Raw genomic sequence first — 18,551 nt, 5'->3', positions numbered from 1 at the left:
TTTCCACCCCCACAATAGATAACTGGTTATGTATTAAAATATCTAACTAGTTACCTTTTGTCAAGTAATTAAGAGGATACAAACGAAAGATTTAATAAAGAAGGTGGATTTTTGAGGGGTGCCTACGTCACTACATTATCTTGAAATGATAGGGAATGAAGATATAATTTCAGTATCCTGCCCGTTACTTCAACGAACAACGGCAGCCGATCGTATGGCCGGCTGCCGCGGTGTATGAGTAGATTCAACTATCGTTCCTCGTTAGCTTAATGGGATGTTACCAGTACGAAAAAAGAGTTGCTGCGTAGCAACTCCTTAGCTATCGTGTCCCGTTAGCGGAATGAACTCGTCCCACAAAGGATTCTAAGTGGAACTATCTGGAGTATTTTTTACCAGTTTGGAATATGATGTTGGCAAAACGAGGCTGCCTATCATGTCGCCAGCCTCGTTCTTTATCTCGCTACATTTCCCATTCAACCATTTGCCTCTTGTCTGCAGTAGCTTATGCGTTGTAGCTGAGTAGTTTAAAGATATCGTTTTCCCGCTGCAGCACCGTGATGCCGCATTCCTTGACAGGCCCAATCTTGACGCGTTTTGTTCTCTCCATCCCTAATACATAGCAGACTAAATATTGAATCAGAGTACCATGCGTGACCAGCGCGACATCATGTCCCGCCTCATCCGGGATGCTACGTAAAAAGCTCAGGAGCGATTCCACAGCGGCTTCGACTTGATCTTCGGAAAAGGTGGAGAAGATTTCTCGCAAAGCCGGCTCGGCCCGTGTCTCGCACTTCAGCGGATGCTCTAATAATGCCGCCGTCTCCAGTGCCCTGGTGAAATCGCTCGAATAAAGTCGGGCAAACGAAATGCCCTGAAGCCGGGACTCAAGCGCTCCGGCTTGAACTCTCCCATTGGAGCTTAACGGAGGATCGAAAATTCCACGGACGTTAACCAGTTGACTGTTGCGATCATATTCCCCGTGACGAAATAGATATAGCTTCATTTGGATATCACTCCCTTTGCAACTTTTGAATCGTGTCCCGTTAGCGTAATTATGCAATTATTCTCTATGCAATCGGCACCCAGATCTCGACTTTTTCTTCTACAGCATCATTATCGATGCTCTTGTAATAACATTCAATCTCGTATACGTCCGATTTTCGTTGATTACCATTCTCCTCGATCCATTTATAAATCCATTGATAAGCTTCCGTTATGGAATTACCATCACAAATCACCTTCGCATACTTCTGTTGAGGTACTCAAATGCTGTTATTCCGTGCGGTATCGCCGCCGAATTTTCCACCTCGAAGCAAGCCCAGTAGGTGCCGAGATTCCCTTTTTCGTAATGTGGGCTGTAACAGATATGCGGACTTCTTAATTGCGTAAAATCTTGTTTCCTTTTATAAAGTTCCAATTCCACTCTTACGCACGCATCCGGAAACTCCGACAACGGGCCGGAGAAACTTAATCCCGCCAGCCTCATACTCCTCTTTCTCAACACTTCACACATAAACACTTGGACCATCCCTCCTCAGAGATAATTAAGAGTTACTATGTTATATGGAACTTATAACCAGCATATCGACCATACGTTCCCACGTCAATTGACACCTTATCGCTTGAAGTATCCTGCCCGTTAGCTTAATAAATGAAAAAGGAGCGGCGGCAATACAAGCTCCTCAACTATCGTATCCGATACCACAATAGGAATTCCTTCTTAGCTCTCAAGCTCTTTACCGTAATAACTTTCTCTTTCAGACATATTTAATAAAGATACTTCAGATAATTGCAATTTATTGTATGGGATTGGGTCGGATAAACTGATTAAATCTGTAAAAGAACAAATGCCCTCCAAATATGAAATTAGATTTCCTGATAATATCAATTGAATTAAGTTTTCAAGTCCTTTTCTTGCTCCAATACGTTCGTTTACAGTTAGGAGTCCCTGACTAATTACATTTTCAAAATCGTCTTCGTCAATAACTACATATTCTTTGCCGTCATTACTAACTAAGATGTCTAATTCCAAATCTAAATTAAAAAAATTAGTCCCTTTACTAAAACAAGGCGTACATATATCACAGTTAAAGCTCCAATCAATTGGTCCTGGTTCAGTAATCAATTTACCACTTGCATCAAGAGTAATGTTTATTTCAAACCATTTATCATAAAATGAATAATGCCTAAAAGTGAAATTCCCACCAATCGCATCATCAATTTTAACTTCGTAAACCATTACTTTTTCATTCCACACTCGAATATTAGTTTTAGGAATTTGAAACACTCGTACCTCATTTGGTAAATGGAGATTGTGAAATTTTATTTTTTCACTGTCCAAAAATAACAGCCCCCTCGCCATCAATCAATATGGTAATAAATGCTATCGTTAAATCGTAGCAGAAATTCATTCAAAAACATATCTTAATTCAACAAATCTGCCCGTTAGTTTAATAAACGAAAAAGGAGCTGCGGCAATGCAAGCTCCTCAACTATCGTGTCCCGCTAGTGGCAATTCTCAATCCACTTTTTGCTTCTCAATAAATTCATCTTTAGTTAAACCAAACAAAATAAAATCTAAATATTGGCCATTTATATACACGACCTGTCGACGTATACCTTCTTGAACACAGCCGAGTTTCTTCATCATCTTCGCAGAAACTTCATTTCCTTCAAGAACATAGTCATTGAATTTATTAAGTCTTCGTTCAAAGAAAGCATACTTTAAGAGAATTTTCATAGCCCTTGTACCATACCCCTTACCACGGTACTGTTTATCAATCACTATACCTATACTAAATGTTCCATTTCTCTCGTCGATACTGTTTAAATTGATACCACCTATACTTTCTCCGTTCAAATTTTCAATAGTAAACATTTTTCGTCTATTAGTTGAAGAAAAATCAGCATTTTCCTCTGTGAATTTTTTTGCCCCTGAAATTGTAGGTGGTAATTCAATAGCACATTCTAAAAGACGACGTGCAGGAGTATCATATCCGCTTATGTAACAACTTTCCCAATCTTCAGCCTATATGGAACGCAATCTAACTTCATCATCTTGCCAATAATAATTGCTGTAATCTATATCTCGCATATGTGCCTCCCGATAATTTTATCTGTTCAAAATAATTTTAACTCTTGGGGGTTCCAGAACAAATTCATATGAAACTCGTCATGCATGAAATGCCAAATCATTGGAAAACACTTGATATCCCGAAAGCTTAGCAGTGGAACGTCAAAAAAAATCCGTGGACATCGGACAATCTCTTCCGATTTTAAAAAAAGCCCGCTTTACGCGGACTTTTCAACCCAATAATACCAACCTTCTTCGTTAGGGTATTTTACTCGTATAAAAAGTTCATTTCCACTCTTGAAAATCTGATAGTCGTTTAAAATCTCATCATTGATACCTTTGTCATATCCATTCCAGTCTATTTCCAGTTTTTCCAACTGCATACTATCGACGTTCAGGCAACAGTATTCCTCTATATTTTCCTCATAAATCAAAGCCGTATGTTCGTTTAAGTAAAATCCAGTCATAGAAAACATGGATTCTTCATCGGGGAAATTTACTTCCCCCACAACCTTCCATTCTGGAATCGAATAAACCCTGAATACACCATCAAAATCTCCAAAAGTTCTGGTTAACACTTGCAGACCATTGTCGGAAAAACACAGTGGATAAAAATCATCCTCAAGTTCTCTAAAAATCTCAAGTTGTCCATTGTTTTCTATTATACAATATGTTTTTATGCTGCATTGAGCATCACTAAGACATAAACAGACCTCATCTATTATTCCAGGTATCCCCAAAATCTCAACGGCATGTTCTCCATCTGGCACCATGCCCGCCATAGGGTCATTCAAGTAAACTGAAGCCCTTTTCTTTGTGGTAATATTGATTAATCTACACTCCACCTGCTTGCTATCGACATTGATTGCCAACCATATGAAACCATCCGGGGCAGTAGAAATAGCCAGCACACTTTGTTGTAACGCGTAGAGTTCTCTTCCTTCAAAATCATATATTTGTAATCCCGTTTCCCCATATAAGCATATCCATTTATTTGATAAATCAATGTGATACGGATAATTTGTCTCCCAAGATTTCTCTGTTTTCATTATCGATACATCCAATATCTTTACCAATGAAAGGCTTCGATTATAAAGCAAGCATCTTCCATTCGGTTCAAGGATAAAGTATTGATAATCGTTGTCACATATTTGGTTGGGCAGCATATGGGTTTCCAATCTCTTAGATACTTTTATCTTCATACACATTCCTCCAGTTTCTAGCAACCCTTATCTAGTCATATTGTGAGTACAGCGCAAGCCTATCATCAGCACAACCAGCTATGATAGTATCAGGGCTGTTCCCTTGCTATTTCATGTGCTAATTTTACCAATTACTGATACATGATGTAAAAGAGGATTTCGTCCTATTTTTTTGCTATCGTGCCCGTTAGCTTAATAAAAACAAGGAGCAACTGCCGCGGCAAACTGCTCCTTGTATCCTTAAACTAAAGTCTCCCGTTAGCGCAATGACTGCTGCAGAAAAAAAGTCTCCTATCTATTCCAATTAACTCATGTTCTCCTTTATTTCTGCAATATGTTTGTTTAATTCATCGAGTTTACGATGTAGTTCCTCATCTGTACGTTTTTTCGACTCGTACACTTTTAAAAAACGATACAGCAGGTATATCACTGCCCAGGGAGATAAGAAAAAAATAAAATTCACAATTTGTCCGATTATGTACATATTAGTATCCCTCCAAATTCAAATGTACCATATTTTGGGTATAAAATGACAACTTTTGTATAAAAATTTATGTTTTATGAAGCTCTTTACTGTCAAATTTCCATGGGCTTTCCACTACATTAACCTGCCTGTTAGCTTAACGCCGAGGATATACGCACAATCATTAGCGCCGCTGGATTACATCAAAGGCGACTTAGCGAGACTGCTATAGGAGAAGAAGCGCTTGAATCAAATCATGCTGGAGATGGCCATAGGTCGGCAGCTGACGGATGTTGAGAAAGAATCAATGGAATAAGTAAATAGATGGGATCGTAGACTGCTTCAACCTTAATGAACCTGGGGCTTGCTGCAAGGAAAGCAGGATTCCAGCAAGCGTTATTTCATCGATAACACTTTAGGAGTGACTGAATAAAATATATAAACTGTGCTTGCCCTTTATGGGGTTGAGGGGGATATCTTGATGTGGGTAACCGTACACACGCATCTCAGTGTTGATATTCAAGTACGTGATGGTGCGGATATTGATGATGACTGCGTCGGGTACCGAATCAATAAAAAACGATTCAAGGACCAGAGGTTCGAAACTATTGCAGACTCCATTGAAGCAATCGAGACCGCCTAATGATTTTAAAATATAAAATAGCCTTCACAGCCCAGGTGAGGGCTATTTTAGTTTCAAGTAAAAAATAACTTTGTGGATTGAATACTTAGCCCAAAAGAGGGGATCTTATCATTGAATATATATTAAAGGAGGAAAACATTTAGTGGGAATACTTAGTGGTAATCCAAAGGACGAGCCAATGCATTACGGCGAAATATTTAATGTGTGGAGTTATTCGTTGGCAGTGAAAAGCGCTATTTCTTGTTATCAGTCTTATCTCAACCATACCGGTGATAAGGATTTGAAGAATTTGGTTGAAGACATGATCAATGAGGCGAAACAAGAAGAGAAAGAGTGCGACACACTGCTTAAAGATAATGGTGTTATTCCAGCACCAGCGCTCCCCGATAAGCCGAAAGCAAAATTAGAAGATATTCCTGTTGGAGCAAGATTCAGTGATCCGGAGATCGCGGCAGCCATATCCGCGGATAATTCAATCGGACTTGTGACTTGCAGCCAAGTGATGGGTTCATCCGTGCGTGTAGATATCGGTGCCCTATTTGCCAAATATCATCTCGCAAAAACCGCGATGGGCCTTCGTATATTAAAAATGAATAAGGAAAAAGGCTGGCTTATCCCGCCCCCTCTTCAAATCAAAACACCGGAATTAGTGAAAGCTTAAATAAAAAATGGAGGCCATTAAATGAAAAAAACTATTTCACTTTTGATAACAATCATCTTGGCTGTTATCCTTTCAGTACCGGCTTTTGCGAATCAAAATCAAATGGATATGGAACACCCGACTTCATATTCAGGAGTGCAAAGCGTCAGCTCAACGAACATAAATGGGGCTACAGCTGCAGGTAGTAACAATACAAATAATAATTACAGGACCAACGCAACTGATAATAGGGGAAATAACTGGGGTTGGCTTGGACTTCTCGGACTAGTTGGATTGGCTGGACTGCGAAGCCGAGATAGGGAAAGAACTTAAAACAACTGCACCACCACATAAAGCAGCACATGGACCTAAGCATGTAAAGGTTCCATGTGCTATTTTGGTTTCATCCTTCAATTATCAAAATTCTAATACGTAAAAATGGGCTTATTAGATCGCCGTCATAACTTTAAAAACCATTCAAAACTATTTTCCATAAAATAGTTTGAAGTCTATTAAAAATGAGATGCAAGTCCAATCTATAATAAGAGACAATTCATAAGATAGAGCATACTAAATCGGAGGTGTTCATTTATGAGTTGTCCAAAGAAGAAAGTAGTGAAGGTGACTTGTCCTTCACCAAAAGTTTGTGTGAAAGCTCCACAAGGGCTTAGAGGGCTTAGAGGGCTTAGAGGAACTCAGGGCCCAAGAGGTTCCCGGGGCAGAAGAGGTAGAGAAGGCGATGCAGGTCCTGGTGCGATAATTCCTTATGCATCTGGACTTCCAGTTACATTGACTACCCTAGCGACTGGATTAGTTGGAACTACGGGGCTCATCGGCTTCGGAAATTCTGCTTCCAATATCGCACTGGCAGGTGGGGTGATAAATCTCACAGGAGCTGCTGGAACGCTTCTTAATATGGCATTTTCAGTCCCCCGCGATGGAACGATAAAATCTATTTCTGGATTTTTTAGCGCAGCAGTAGCACTGGATATTGCAACAACCACTATAACCATCACAGCTCAATTATTCACTGAAACAACAACCAACATCTTTAGTCCAATTCCAGGTGCCATTGTAACACTAGCCCCACCTATCCCGGGTCCAATTGCGATTGGCGCCAGCAGCAGGGGGACAAATTCCGATTTGGATATTTCTGTATCCGAAGGTGACCGTTTATTGATGGTATTTTCAGCAACAGCGGCAGGAACTACGCTTTTGAATACCGTTGTAGGTTATGCAAGTGCAGGTGTTAATATCAAATAGTATACTAATTAATAATGATTTTCTTGATAACAATACAACGTTTGAATACTGTTGTTCTTTTGTCGGCAATCGGTCTATAATCTTGACAAGGAGAAATGACAAGAATATGTTCCGGTAAATTAAAAAAGCCACCATTTAGGTGGATATTAATCGGATAAGAACTCAACTCGTACATATAAAGCTCTAATAGATTGCGTAGTGTCTCTTTTTTTGCATAAGCCACTTTAACTTCTCGATGTAATTCTTATATATTTCTCTAGCCGTTAAAACAACTTCACATAGTTTTTCATTCTTAGTAGGACTCATAAACACTCTTAATAAGTCTGGTCCGATTTCCTTTTTAACTTCATTCGGCTTCTAGTGGAAGGTTCACTGAAATAATACATTCAAAGCGTTCAACTCCTGGATACTTTTCTCCCAGGCTTGTTATCGTAAAACCATTAATCGCAATATGTTTTAGTTCTACTTCGTCATTTAATTCGTATACGATTTTATTTAATGACCAGCTAGTAGGATTAGTCGGTATTTGATCACTATAAGTTTTATAATTCTTGAACTATGTTATCATCTGATTGAGGATGAAGACTATTTTCTATTATAAAGAAGTGATTAATAATACCTAATACTCTTATTTTATTGTCTTCTTCTCCAAATATATGGGTTTCTGCTGTCATAAAAATAAGTAGATGAGTGGTATGTGCCGACTTCAAGTCATTTATGGTGTGAAAGCAATTGGAGCTTGTGCTACTATCGCAATCAATGCCATGGACCTTATGGAGGTAAATATTATAATCTTGAGTATTCGGAGCTGTATAAACCATCACAAACAACAATAAGGCAACTATTAGGAAAGCATTTCTTTTCTTGATAAAAGCACCTCATCTCTTATGGATAATTTTACTATATATTGTCGCATTTAACTGCCCGTAAGCTTAATAAATGAAAAAGGAGCTGCGGCAGACTGGTTCCGATCATTGAGTCGGAAGTGGATATTTACAGCGCGGATAAGGTAGCATCGGAAAACTGTTGAAGGACGAAATTTCCGCTCAATTATCAACCCTCGAAAAAGACGCGAAGGTCATGCTTAAACTTTCCATACCGACGGAAAACAGTTTCTGCAATGATCTGATGAAGGACCCGCACGTTGTACGCATTGTCGTTTTGTCAGGCGGCTATTCGCAAGCGGAAGCAAACGAAAAGCTGGCACAAAATCACGGATTGATCGCGAGCTTCTCACGTGCTTTATCGCAGGATCTCACCGCCGGGCAACCGATGGTGAGTTCAACGGGGTGCTTTCCAAATCCATTCAATACATTTATGAAGCCTCCATTAAATAAAAGTTTCACGACCCCGAACCTTAGCTAAGCTCGGGGTCGTTTCTTATGTCCAACCATATGAAGTTAGGCGGGGAATCCCATGAGCCTATGTAATGATTTTTTTGCCGCTTGCGATGATTCAAATTATTGGAATCAGAAAATATAAAAAATGAGACCTTTGCCCTCGGCTACAGTTTGGCTGCAGAAACGCCGGATTTTGCTAAAATGCTGAAGCATATAGGAAAAGAACTCGTCCTCATCCTCGTCAGAAACAGTGCCAGGCTCAAGAGGATATACCTCGTCCTTGACCATGGCCCGGAAATCATACCGCAAGCGGAGCTGCGCTTCATCCAGTTCAGACATAGCCTGAAGCGCTTCTGCAACTTGCTCGGCGCGTAAGGAAAACGCCCCGAATGAGCCAAAATCGATACCTTTGTCTGACGTCAGCGGAACAACATAGCCAAGAGGCGGCTCTCCATCGGAAATATCTCCACAAAGCAAGTAGTGAATCGCCTCCCAGGATCTATCAATGTCCAGTCCGGGATAATCGTCTATCTTCAAACTCTTCAATGCAATGTCGCCTGCTGCGATTTGCTTCACCAGGTTGTCATCCATAGCAAAGTAATATCCACGCATTCCCATGTTGTCAGCCTTCTTTCCATTTTTAGTAGTGACTATACTGTCCATAATGACGAATTTTAGCCCCAAAAAGTTCCAGTCACTGATATTGTAAACTGCCCGTTAGGTTAACGAGACTGCCGTTCATGTCGGCAGTCTCGTCCTAGGTGTTTATTCAGTTCTCGTTCCCAATTAGCTGAATAATAATGGTGAACCATTTACCTTCAATTTATGATTACGTCCGTATAAAAGGTTCTTCTACCTTATCACTCAATAAATCTTTATATGCATGTACTTTCCGAAACGTATTTCCCATCATTTCATTACCCCGATAGCTTCGCAGTTCATCTAAATCAAATTTTGCGATGAATATACCCTCTGTCATCTCGTCTGCTACCAGTATCGTGTTATCGACTGATTTACCATTGTGATCCCAAATTACCGGACTAAATGCACAGGAACATCCTGCGTTCTCGCCTGGAGGATTTGCCATGGCTATACCAACCATGTTTTCATATGCTCTTGTAGAAAGCGCCTGTAATCTTGGTTTCATGGTCCCACAATCATTGGGAACCAAAATGATTTCTGCCCCCTTTAACATAAGTATTCTAGCGCTTTCAGGATACTCTCTGTCGTAACAAATCATTATACCGATCTTGACACCATCAAAATCGCAAACCTTAAATTCCGTACCGCTCTCCAGCATTCTCTCTGCATCAAAATCACAGGTATGTACTTTACTATACTTCAATAGAATAGCTCCGCTCCTGTCAATTACAAACGCCGAATTTTGAGGTCGTTTTGTTCCTTTTGTAAAACTTGTTATCACGATTCCAATGGACAACTCTTTCGCAATATCCTGAAATTCTTTTATCGGTGAACTGTTATCATCTAAAGCCGCATCATACCATGCTTTGAAATCAGGATGATTTTCGATCTCTGTTTGAGGCAGCTTCGTTTCAACAATATCCGGAAAGGCATATGCCGTGATCCAACACTCAGGAAATAAGACGATGTCTGCTCCGAGCATTTTCGCTTCTCTTATATACCGTAGCCCAATCTCCGTATTCAGTTTTTGATCGGGTACAGTGCTATTGTGTTGAATAGTCGCAACTGTTAGGGTTCTCACTAACGACAGCTCCCTTATATGAATAGTTATTAATCAAGAACGAAGTACCGCATTTTAATAATACCACATATTGGAATTATCCTGCCCTTTAGTTTAATAAAAGGAGTCCCGGTAACATTTGACGCGCATTGGACACGCTCCATATAATGAAAGAGAATGACAGTGACAGGAGGGCATCAAATGGGAGCATGGGGAATCAAAGCGTTGGAAAGTGATGAAGGGTTGGATCTATTGTCAGCGATAGAGGAACTGCTTCCTTGTGAAACGGTGGATTTGGCTGAGTTGATGGTGAAGCTCAGAGCGGACGATTTCCTCTATGACGAAACAGCGCTGGGCCTCGCGGAGCTGTATATCGAATTTCAGGAGAATGGTGGTTGGGAGTACGAAGAACGCTCCTTAAAGCAAGTACAAGCGTTCACGGCTGATCATGCCGCGCTTGACGCTTTGCTGCAGCATCTGAAGGATATTTGGAATGACATTGAGGATGGGGACCCCGAGCGGGATTTGGCAGAGCTGTGGCAGGAAACGCCAAGTTGGGACGAATGGCGAGCGCATGTGCTGCAGTTGATGGAGAAATTGGACGCACATCTTGCACAAGAACGATAGAAGGATGCTTGAACGAGAACAAAAGCACCGCAATCCGAATGACAGGGTTGCGGTGTTTTGTTAGTGGATTTCCTGCTATTTTCAGCAGTTGCTGACGTCTTGCGCTCACACAATTTTCATTCCACGGGACTTCCGAACAAATCTTCCGAAAGCTCTTACTGTTTGGTAATCATCCATGTTACACCGAATTTATCTATGACTTCTCCATAATAAGCACCCCATGGCTGAAGAGCGAAAGGATACTTGCTTTCGCCGCCCTCGCTTAACTTGGCATATGCCGTACTGGCTTCTGACACATCGTCATAGCTCAAGGAAATACTGATACTTCGGTTATACGAAACCGGCTCGAATGAATCGGACATCATTAACGTATTCGTGCCCGCCACTGTCAAAGCCAAATGCATGACTTTTTCCTTCATCGCCTCGGGTGTTCCTGGTGTCTCACCGAATGTAGTAAGAAACTGAACTTCGCCACCAAGTGACTCCACGTAAAAATTCGCCTGACCTCTTGCATCCTCCGACATCAAATAAGAGTGAATTTGTGCTCCCATAATATTAACGACCTTTCCACTTGAATTTGTCCTTACATGAATACGACGAATGAACAATGGTCAAATCGACAAAGGAAGTAAATATTTTTTTATTTCCTATCAAGCAAACGTAAACCAGCCGCCCGGGACAATATCCCCTAGCAGCCGGCAACGCAGCCAGTCCATTTAATTCAAATACTCATACCCGTCCTTAAAGCGCAGTACCCACTGGAAGGAAAGCTGTCCGGCCGAATCGCGGGTGAGCTTCAGTTCCGGATAATCTTTGTTAAAATTGATCGTGTAATACAACGAGTACCGTGCGTTTGCTAATGTCTCGCCAGCCTTTTCGATGGAAACCATCTGAAAGGGATCAAAGTCGCTATCGTGGGCAAACTGCTCCAACGTCACGGAATTATCGATTTGACCGGATGCTCGAGCTACCTTGTAATACTCTTCAATCCCCGCATACCCATCTGAGCGCGGCGTCGCTTGCTGAGTCACATCGATCTCGTCATAAAGCTTATCGCCTCTGTTGATTCGGAGCAGCGCCGTCTCCAGCTGTGTTCCCGGAATCCCTAAATCCTTCAATAAAAAAGAAAATTCCGCATTTAACCGTTCATTTGAAATCCCGGTGCCCGTGCTCGGACTGATCATTCTATTACGGTACACATCGTCGAATAGCGGCAGCCGGCGCGAATCGGCGTTTAGTTGCTTCTGCCCCGCGTCACCCCGCTCCCACACGGTCAGCTCGTAGTTGTGCTCCAGCGACAGTTCCAGTTCTGCTCCGTACTGCATGCCTCCCTGATGCTCCAGCACCGCTTCCAGCGGCTGATCTTGCCCGTCGCTGCGCAAAGACACCGCAATGACTGCAGAGGAAGTTACTTCTTTCAACGCAACCTGTAAAGTGACCTTCGCGTTCTTCTGCGCCAGATCAGCCCCGGTTAATGTATAGTCGAGCCTCTCCACCTTGTCGGCCCGGGCAGCCAGCTCGCGGCTGATACCGTTTAAGATCTGGTTCTCCAGCAACTGCACCTGCTGTTGCATACTTTGAAATTCCGCCTTTGTCTTATTGCCATTGTTGAGAATCGCGGCATTGATCGTGTAGCCGATGTACAGAACAGCCAGTATATTGACTGCCAACAACGTCAGAATCGCTTTTGATCTGTCCATTGTGCCTCCCTTGTCTCATATCATGGATGTGGGGAAAAGAACCTGTCAGGGTTAATCCTTTGGCTTTCACTTTATCCCATAGTGCCTTACACAGATGCAGAAAAATAAAGATCGTTAGTGAATTTCTGTTTACCTGCGGACTCAGCTAAAAATGAGCAATATCTATTTGAAAAATCGAACTAAATCTGCATATAGAATATCTTGGTCTACAATATAACTATCATGCTCATGGTTTTTCATGATTTTCAATTCCGCATTAGGTAAGGCTTCTGTAAGTTTCACAAAAGTTTCCGGTTTAAATACATCGTTATCAGCAGCAATGATTAGAGAAGGAGTTTTCACTTTCTCGACATCTTTGAGTTCGATATTGGGCTGCTCAAGCATTAATCTAAACAGAGGATCATTTGTCTCTTTGTAGGTATCCATGACGAATTGATAGCTTTCCTCCGTAAAGTCTTCTGGTTTAAGATTGATCCCCAGCAGAGCCATCTTTTCAATAGACTCTCCATGATTCATCGCAAGAATCAAACTAACAATTGCACCATCACTAAAACCAACAACGTTAACTTTTTCTAGTTTCAAGGCTTGTATGAATGCATAAATGTCCTCAGACATGGTTTCATAAGAGTAATCCCCTGTTTTCAGGCTCTGGCCGTGATTCCGGCTGTCAATTGCATAAATGCTAAAATCGTCTTCCAATTTCTCTATTATCTTATCAAAAATATGATGGTCTTCACCATTACCATGTAATAAGATAAGTGGTGATCCTGTTCCTGCTGTTCTATAAAATATCGTTGTACCATTTATGTTTACTAACATTCCAATGCTCCTTTGGGCTTATTCTGCCTATTTTCATGATTCCCTTAGCAGATTCCACTATCTGCTTTTTCTAATTTCTAGTATAACAAGAAGTTACTAGTTCATGCACCTAACGATTAATATAATCCGTCTCTGCCCGTTAGCGTAACGAGGCAAGCTGGAAGAAAAAAAATAATTCAAGTTCCCGAGTAGGAACTTGAATTATTTTTCCTATTACTGCCAGCAAGGATTTTTCTCTGGATTGGAGGACCTTTCCCCTGGGCAAAGGCACTGGGGATGAAGAACGGCCCCGCCAGCTCGCACAACCGGGAGGAGCTGCTGCTTTAACGATGATTTTCATCGTTAAAAGCATAAGGTCCCTTCCACATCCTTACTTTAACGATGAAAAACATCGTTAAAGTCCCTTTTAGCCCCTGTGAGGCCATCCGCCCTCTTTTAACGATGAAAATCATCATTAACGTGACGGATTGACCTGAAACACCTGCTTTAACGATGAAAAACATCGTTAAGTGGGGCGTACGCTCGTTTCGGCGGAGAGCGGGCTGCTTCCGGGTTTGTCCTCATATCCCAATAGTTCCAGAAGCCGCTCGTTTTCTATAATATCTTTCTCAGTTAACCGGCCCAATTTCATTTTGGCAAGCAGAATGAGGCGATTACCACCTGTGTACTCAAAGTCCTTGTATATGCCCTGGTTCTTTTTATGGAATAGATGAATGAGTTCAGTTAGTTCGAAATATGGCAACGCCCCTGATTTCCATTCCAAAAAGGATTGATACAAGGGTTCCAGAGCTTCTTCAGTTACCAATTTGTGATACTCATCAATAATTTCACGCTCTTTTTGTCTTTTACGTTGATTAGGAGTAAGATTGCTCTCCAAGTTCTTTTCCTCCTTTTTGAGTTGAACTATGCCTGTTAAAGCATATCACAGAGTTAATCAAAGCAAAGCGATACCACCAAATTGTATTTGAGCCATAGCTAACTCTTTGCGGTTGGTTGCTATGCATAATGATATAATAACGTAAATCGGGTTCTAGTGGAATCGTTGGTTTGATTTTGCAACCGTTAGTTGTATTAAACTGCCCGTTAACGCAACAATAGGCCACTATTGCAGCCTGTTGTTTTATGTTGAACTTTCGTAGCATATTGGGAAATTCCTTTAGTACTTAATCTAACGGCTGACTAACCAGCATGTGATAAAGACCTTTATCCATCATTAGCTGCTCATGAGTACCTGACTCTGCAATAACACCTTGATCAAGTACGAGAATGCGGTCCGCATGCCGAATCGTACTCAGCCGGTGTGCAATGATGAGGGTCGTTCGATCTTTGAGTATCGTACTCATATTCCGCTGAATCGTCTTCTCGGATTCATTGTCGAGCGCACTCGTCGCTTCGTCGAAAATCAAAATACGCGGATTGCCGATCAGCGCCCGTGCTATGACGATACGCTGGCGCTGCCCGCCGGATAGGCTCGCCCCCCGCTCCCCAACCTGTGTATCGTAGCCACTCGGAAATGTCATAATGAATTCGTGTGCCCCCGCAAGCATGGCGGCCGCCATCACCTCATCCATCGAAGCATCGGGGATTTGATAAGCAATATTCTCATGAACCGTTCCGCTAAAAAGTCCAGCTTCCTGCTGTACTACTCCGATTTGCTTACGGAGCGTATCAGCCTGCACCCGCTGCAGGTCATACCCATCGATGCGAACCACCCCGCTGCTTGGAGCATATAGCTTAAGCAGTAAATTCGCCAAGGTCGATTTCCCTGACCCGCTTCGACCAACAATAGCAGTCGTTTTGCCTGGCGCCATGTCGAAGGTAATGTTCTGCAGTATATTCTTCCCGTCAGAATGATAGCGAAACGATACGCGTTCAAAAGTAATCGCACCCGTAAGCTTCGGTAGTGCTGTCAACCGGTTCAGGTCGGCTTCCTCCACCTCCGTCTCGAATACATCGTCAAGCCGTTCCAAGGCAATCCGTACGCCTTGAAACTCATCCCACATTCCGATTAAACCTAGCGCCGCATCGGTAACAAGTGCAAACACCGCACTAAAAGCCATCAGTTCCCCGACGGTCAGCTTATCCCCGATAATAAATACAGCCCCTGCATACAGTACGGTTATACCGCTTAAGGTTTGCAGCACAGTGGCGACAGAACCTGAGAAGATGTCGATTTTCCAACCCTTCATTTGGACAAAAGTAGTTTGACGGAACTTCCCCTCCACCTTCTTCCTTACCTCGTCCTCGGCTGCGAGAGCTTTCACGGTACGCATAGAGCCGATAGCTTCTACTAATACGTTCTGCAAGTCGACATCGGCTTGGAATTGCTTCCTGCTGTTGCGCTTCATAAGGGGAGTCACGATCAGCGTAAGAGCAATGAAGCAGGGAATGAACGCCAGGGCGATCCAAGCCAACGTAACGCTATAGGTAAACATAAGGACTATGTAAACAACAATCGTCATTACATTCAGCACAGCATTCATACTGTTCGTTACAAGGAAATGCCGGATGACCTGATTCTCCCCGGCACGCGTCAAGATGTCGCCCACTTTGCGTGTCGCGAAATATCGCATGGGTAAGCGAAATACATGACGATAAAAACTCATGATCATGTCGATGTCAATTTTAATGAATGTACCCGCAATGACCCATTCTCTTATCGATTGAACGAGCAGGGTAAGAAGCGAGACCCCTAGCATAATGATCATCATGACGTTCAGGTCATCATAATTTCTACCAATAAGCACACGGTCGATCACCTGTTGAGTAAAAAGTGGGAGTGCCAGGTTAATAACCTGTAATAGCAGTGTCATCCATAGGAGGTGGATCAGCGCCCGCTTGTGGGAGGCAAAAAAAGCCCAGTATCGCCTGAATGAAGGTTTCGACTCTTCTTGGGTGAAGAAAGTTTCCACTGGCTTCAGGAACACCGTGTTCAGTGTCCATCCTTTCAGAAAATCATCATGCGAATAGGTCAGTAACCCAACGCCCGGGTCGGCCACGGTCACGTATCGTTCGTCAACTTTTACGACCACGACGTAATGATTGCCTTTCCAATGGGCGATAGCGGGTAGCGTCTGCTCGGCGAGTCCCTTCAAGGTGCTGCGGACCGCTTCCGCTTGAAAGCCGATCAATTCCGCAGTTTTGCACAGATTGAATAACGTGCTTCCTTCCAACCCGACTTGTGCTAATTCTCTGAGCCGATGAATGCTCAATCGCTTGCCGTAGTGCTCGGCGATCATCGAGAGGCAGGTGGGGCCACAGTCCATCTCACTTTGCTGAATACGTACCGGGAACCGGTTCCTTAAACGCCAAGTCCTTCGTCCACCGTACCGCTGCTTCTCCTGTTCGGCTTCTTCCGTAACACTTTCGGGAGCATAAGCTGCGCTATCCTTCGCGGCAACGCTCGTTACCGCATTCTGTAAATAAGCAGAAGCAATACCGATAATCGTTTCCCTGACCTTCGGATACTTAAGAATCAACTTATCAAAGTCGCTCTTAGCCAGACTAAACACGGAAACCTCTTCGTCCGCTATAACGCTGGCCTTTCGAGGGTCCCCGGTCAACAGCGCGAGTTCCCCGAAAAACTCCCCTGCTTTGACGATATTAAGCTTCCGATTCCCCTCGCTTTCCTTCAGTACGGAAGCCGTACCGGTACGAAGGATATAGAACGCATCTCCTGTCTCCCCTTCACTGACAATCGCTTGGCCGGGTGCATATTCCTTCATAACCATAATATCCAGCAGCGAGCGCAGCTCCTGATGATGCAGCGGGGCAAACAACGCCGTCCGCTTCAGAAATTTGCGCATCGCATCATCGGCCAATTGTTCAAGTAAGTACACCCTCAATTCAGGGTGCTCGTCGATCATTTGCATAAACATGGTTCTAGATAACCGCAGCAGCTCAAGCTTCGCCGATGCCCTCAGCGTATGCTCCTGAAATTCTTCATTCAACAAAGCTTCCTGTCCGAAATGCGAGCCTGCTTCCATTAATCCGAAATTGAGCTCTTTGCCATCCTCATCCTTACCGATCATTCGTACTTTGCCCTCTAAGATGAGATGGAACGATTCTCCTCTTTCCCCAGCTTCAATAATCGTGTCTCCCATATGGAAAGAAAGCCTCTCAAAGGAAGCAAATAACTCTTCTTTCTCCTGTGGCGACAGCACCTGAAAAATAGGGATTGTATCCAAAATGATATGATGTAAATCGCGCATTCCTGTGCCTCCTGAACGATCAGCCTAATGGCTCCCCTGCCAAATAGCCCCATAGTTTAATATCGACTTTTGATCTTTTCACAGCTTCGTTCAGCCACTCTTCATAAATCAAATCAGCAAGCTTGATCCTAAGCTCCTCTGTTAGTGCAGCCGGAATCACTTCCCAAACATACAGCAATCGATAACAAGATCCGATTGGAAAAGGTCCTCCTGATTGTCCGGCTTCCGAACTGAAAACAAATGACTCCTCTTCGCCGCTCATCACAGCTCGTCCAGCCGCCCCAACGTACCCTCCGTCGTACTTGCTGCTGCTGTTCAAACAATAGGTTTGCGCCAGCTGGTAGAAGGGCTCGCCCTCCTCAAGCTGAAACAGCAGCTCTTGCGCCTGCTCTCTGCTGCCGACTATTAATTGAGAAATAATTGCTTTATCAAAGGACAGTTTATTTTCCAGAAAATAAGTGTTTATCTTATCTTCTGATACAATCCTCTTCACCTTCTCCGTTAGAAGCCAGGCTTTGGCCGACTCGAACAGATCAGTCATCTCCAACCCTCGCATTTTAAGCCAAGCCAAAGTTTCTGCTGCACTATATAACCCCACTTGCTGTCGCAGCTCATTGACTTTCGCTTTCCATTCCTGCTCATCGATCGATATCTTATGCTCTTCTGCAAATTCCTTCATAATGACTCTTCGAATGCTATCCTCGACAGCAGAAAAGCGTCCCTCCATGCACGCAAGCTTTAGTACATCGCGTAGAGACCATTCCGTACCGTTCACGTTAAACGCTACTAGCTCCATAGCGTCCATAATAAGCCACCTCTTCACATTGAACTGGAAAAAACCTAACGATAGTTAGGTTTTTTCATTTCA

General features: G+C 42.9%; 19 protein-coding genes and 1 pseudogene. 6 read left to right on the top strand and 14 right to left on the bottom strand.

Features of this window, described 5'->3' with window-relative positions; translation table 11 throughout:
- Positions 1-502 precede the first annotated feature (502 nt).
- The 6 genes and pseudogenes from J2Z66_RS34290 to J2Z66_RS34265 form a co-directional block, all read right to left on the bottom strand.
- Complete coding sequence (locus tag J2Z66_RS34290) at positions 503-1,003, bottom strand: histidine phosphatase family protein (RefSeq protein WP_209977284.1); 501 nt, start codon at positions 1,001-1,003, stop codon at positions 503-505.
- Positions 1,004-1,067: 64 nt separating this feature from the next.
- Positions 1,068-1,250 (bottom strand): annotated as a pseudogene (locus J2Z66_RS34285) (GyrI-like domain-containing protein); the annotation flags it as partial.
- Between the two features lie 470 nt (positions 1,251-1,720).
- Positions 1,721-2,341, bottom strand: a complete 621-nt coding sequence (locus J2Z66_RS34280; RefSeq protein WP_209977282.1) for a ribonuclease FAU-1 family protein — start codon at positions 2,339-2,341, stop codon at positions 1,721-1,723.
- A 177-nt stretch (positions 2,342-2,518) separates the two neighbouring features.
- On the bottom strand, positions 2,519-2,941 hold the full coding sequence (locus J2Z66_RS43115) for a GNAT family N-acetyltransferase (RefSeq protein WP_312894921.1): 423 nt from the start codon (positions 2,939-2,941) through the stop codon (positions 2,519-2,521).
- A 350-nt stretch (positions 2,942-3,291) separates the two neighbouring features.
- On the bottom strand, positions 3,292-4,275 hold the full coding sequence (locus J2Z66_RS34270; RefSeq protein WP_209977281.1) for a hypothetical protein: 984 nt from the start codon (positions 4,273-4,275) through the stop codon (positions 3,292-3,294).
- Between the two features lie 304 nt (positions 4,276-4,579).
- Entirely contained in the window at positions 4,580-4,759 is a 180-nt protein-coding gene (locus J2Z66_RS34265; RefSeq protein WP_209977280.1) for a hypothetical protein, read from the bottom strand.
- A 460-nt stretch (positions 4,760-5,219) separates the two neighbouring features.
- Between J2Z66_RS34265 and J2Z66_RS34260 the strand changes: the two genes are divergently transcribed.
- The 5 genes from J2Z66_RS34260 (at position 5,220) to J2Z66_RS34240 (ending at position 8,649) form a co-directional block, all read left to right on the top strand.
- Positions 5,220-5,381 carry a hypothetical protein gene (locus J2Z66_RS34260; RefSeq protein WP_209977279.1) on the top strand — a complete coding sequence of 54 codons (162 nt, stop codon included), beginning with the start codon at positions 5,220-5,222 and terminating at the stop codon, positions 5,379-5,381.
- A gap of 142 nt (positions 5,382-5,523) precedes the next feature.
- Positions 5,524-6,042, top strand: a complete 519-nt coding sequence (locus J2Z66_RS34255; RefSeq protein WP_209977278.1) for a DUF3231 family protein — start codon at positions 5,524-5,526, stop codon at positions 6,040-6,042.
- Between the two features lie 21 nt (positions 6,043-6,063).
- On the top strand, positions 6,064-6,354 hold the full coding sequence (locus J2Z66_RS34250) for a WGxxGxxG family protein (protein ID WP_209977277.1): 291 nt from the start codon (positions 6,064-6,066) through the stop codon (positions 6,352-6,354).
- A gap of 258 nt (positions 6,355-6,612) precedes the next feature.
- Positions 6,613-7,284: an exosporium glycoprotein BclB-related protein gene (locus J2Z66_RS34245; RefSeq protein WP_209977276.1), complete on the top strand. Its 672-nt coding sequence runs from the start codon at positions 6,613-6,615 to the stop codon at positions 7,282-7,284.
- Between the two features lie 1,026 nt (positions 7,285-8,310).
- Positions 8,311-8,649, top strand: a complete 339-nt coding sequence (locus tag J2Z66_RS34240) for a beta/alpha barrel domain-containing protein (protein WP_245376062.1) — start codon at positions 8,311-8,313, stop codon at positions 8,647-8,649.
- 104 nt (positions 8,650-8,753) lie between these two features.
- On the opposite strand, the gene J2Z66_RS34235 is transcribed toward J2Z66_RS34240, so the two are convergent.
- Complete coding sequence (locus J2Z66_RS34235) at positions 8,754-9,242, bottom strand: YfbM family protein (RefSeq protein ID WP_209977275.1); 489 nt, start codon at positions 9,240-9,242, stop codon at positions 8,754-8,756.
- Between the two features lie 211 nt (positions 9,243-9,453).
- Positions 9,454-10,347 carry a carbon-nitrogen hydrolase family protein gene (locus tag J2Z66_RS34230; RefSeq protein ID WP_209977274.1) on the bottom strand — a complete coding sequence of 298 codons (894 nt, stop codon included), beginning with the start codon at positions 10,345-10,347 and terminating at the stop codon, positions 9,454-9,456.
- A gap of 180 nt (positions 10,348-10,527) precedes the next feature.
- Here J2Z66_RS34230 and J2Z66_RS34225 point away from each other — a divergent pair, with 180 nt between their 5' ends.
- On the top strand, positions 10,528-10,953 hold the full coding sequence (locus J2Z66_RS34225) for a DUF4259 domain-containing protein (RefSeq protein WP_209977273.1): 426 nt from the start codon (positions 10,528-10,530) through the stop codon (positions 10,951-10,953).
- Positions 10,954-11,108: 155 nt separating this feature from the next.
- Here J2Z66_RS34225 and J2Z66_RS34220 read toward each other — a convergent pair whose 3' ends face one another.
- From J2Z66_RS34220 to J2Z66_RS34195, 6 genes are all read right to left on the bottom strand, one after another.
- Entirely contained in the window at positions 11,109-11,504 is a 396-nt protein-coding gene (locus tag J2Z66_RS34220; protein WP_209977272.1) for a VOC family protein, read from the bottom strand.
- A 165-nt stretch (positions 11,505-11,669) separates the two neighbouring features.
- Positions 11,670-12,653: a hypothetical protein gene (locus J2Z66_RS34215; protein WP_209977271.1), complete on the bottom strand. Its 984-nt coding sequence runs from the start codon at positions 12,651-12,653 to the stop codon at positions 11,670-11,672.
- A gap of 162 nt (positions 12,654-12,815) precedes the next feature.
- Complete coding sequence (locus tag J2Z66_RS34210; RefSeq protein ID WP_209977270.1) at positions 12,816-13,472, bottom strand: alpha/beta fold hydrolase; 657 nt, start codon at positions 13,470-13,472, stop codon at positions 12,816-12,818.
- Positions 13,473-13,977: 505 nt separating this feature from the next.
- The gene (locus tag J2Z66_RS34205) at positions 13,978-14,349 is read right to left on the bottom strand and encodes a hypothetical protein (RefSeq protein ID WP_209977269.1); all 372 of its coding nucleotides are present in this window, start codon (positions 14,347-14,349) and stop codon (positions 13,978-13,980) included.
- Positions 14,350-14,635: 286 nt separating this feature from the next.
- The gene (locus J2Z66_RS34200; protein WP_209977268.1) at positions 14,636-17,683 is read right to left on the bottom strand and encodes a peptidase domain-containing ABC transporter; all 3,048 of its coding nucleotides are present in this window, start codon (positions 17,681-17,683) and stop codon (positions 14,636-14,638) included.
- A gap of 19 nt (positions 17,684-17,702) precedes the next feature.
- On the bottom strand, positions 17,703-18,488 hold the full coding sequence (locus tag J2Z66_RS34195; RefSeq protein ID WP_209977267.1) for a peptidylprolyl isomerase: 786 nt from the start codon (positions 18,486-18,488) through the stop codon (positions 17,703-17,705).
- Between the last annotated feature and the right edge of the window lie 63 nt (positions 18,489-18,551).

The sequence above is a fragment of the Paenibacillus eucommiae genome, assembly GCF_017874215.1.
GTDB lineage: Bacteria > Bacillota > Bacilli > Paenibacillales > NBRC-103111 > Paenibacillus_AI > Paenibacillus_AI eucommiae.
This window is presented reverse-complemented; position numbering and strand designations above follow the sequence as displayed.

What these genes read in the sequence shown, in the direction of transcription:
- J2Z66_RS34290 (WP_209977284.1), bottom strand. Translation starts at nt 1,003, where the DNA reads ATGAAGCTATATCTATTTCGTCACGGGGAATATGATCGCAACAGTCAA.
- J2Z66_RS34270 (WP_209977281.1), bottom strand. Translation starts at nt 4,275, where the DNA reads ATGAAGATAAAAGTATCTAAGAGATTGGAAACCCATATGCTGCCCAAC.
- J2Z66_RS34265 (WP_209977280.1), bottom strand. Translation starts at nt 4,759, where the DNA reads ATGTACATAATCGGACAAATTGTGAATTTTATTTTTTTCTTATCTCCC.
- J2Z66_RS34260 (WP_209977279.1), top strand. Translation starts at nt 5,220, where the DNA reads ATGTGGGTAACCGTACACACGCATCTCAGTGTTGATATTCAAGTACGT.
- J2Z66_RS34250 (WP_209977277.1), top strand. Translation starts at nt 6,064, where the DNA reads ATGAAAAAAACTATTTCACTTTTGATAACAATCATCTTGGCTGTTATC.
- J2Z66_RS34245 (WP_209977276.1), top strand. Translation starts at nt 6,613, where the DNA reads ATGAGTTGTCCAAAGAAGAAAGTAGTGAAGGTGACTTGTCCTTCACCA.
- J2Z66_RS34235 (WP_209977275.1), bottom strand. Translation starts at nt 9,242, where the DNA reads ATGGGAATGCGTGGATATTACTTTGCTATGGATGACAACCTGGTGAAG.
- J2Z66_RS34225 (WP_209977273.1), top strand. Translation starts at nt 10,528, where the DNA reads ATGGGAGCATGGGGAATCAAAGCGTTGGAAAGTGATGAAGGGTTGGAT.
- J2Z66_RS34220 (WP_209977272.1), bottom strand. Translation starts at nt 11,504, where the DNA reads ATGGGAGCACAAATTCACTCTTATTTGATGTCGGAGGATGCAAGAGGT.
- J2Z66_RS34215 (WP_209977271.1), bottom strand. Translation starts at nt 12,653, where the DNA reads ATGGACAGATCAAAAGCGATTCTGACGTTGTTGGCAGTCAATATACTG.
- J2Z66_RS34210 (WP_209977270.1), bottom strand. Translation starts at nt 13,472, where the DNA reads ATGTTAGTAAACATAAATGGTACAACGATATTTTATAGAACAGCAGGA.
- J2Z66_RS34200 (WP_209977268.1), bottom strand. Translation starts at nt 17,683, where the DNA reads ATGCGCGATTTACATCATATCATTTTGGATACAATCCCTATTTTTCAG.
- J2Z66_RS34195 (WP_209977267.1), bottom strand. Translation starts at nt 18,488, where the DNA reads ATGGACGCTATGGAGCTAGTAGCGTTTAACGTGAACGGTACGGAATGG.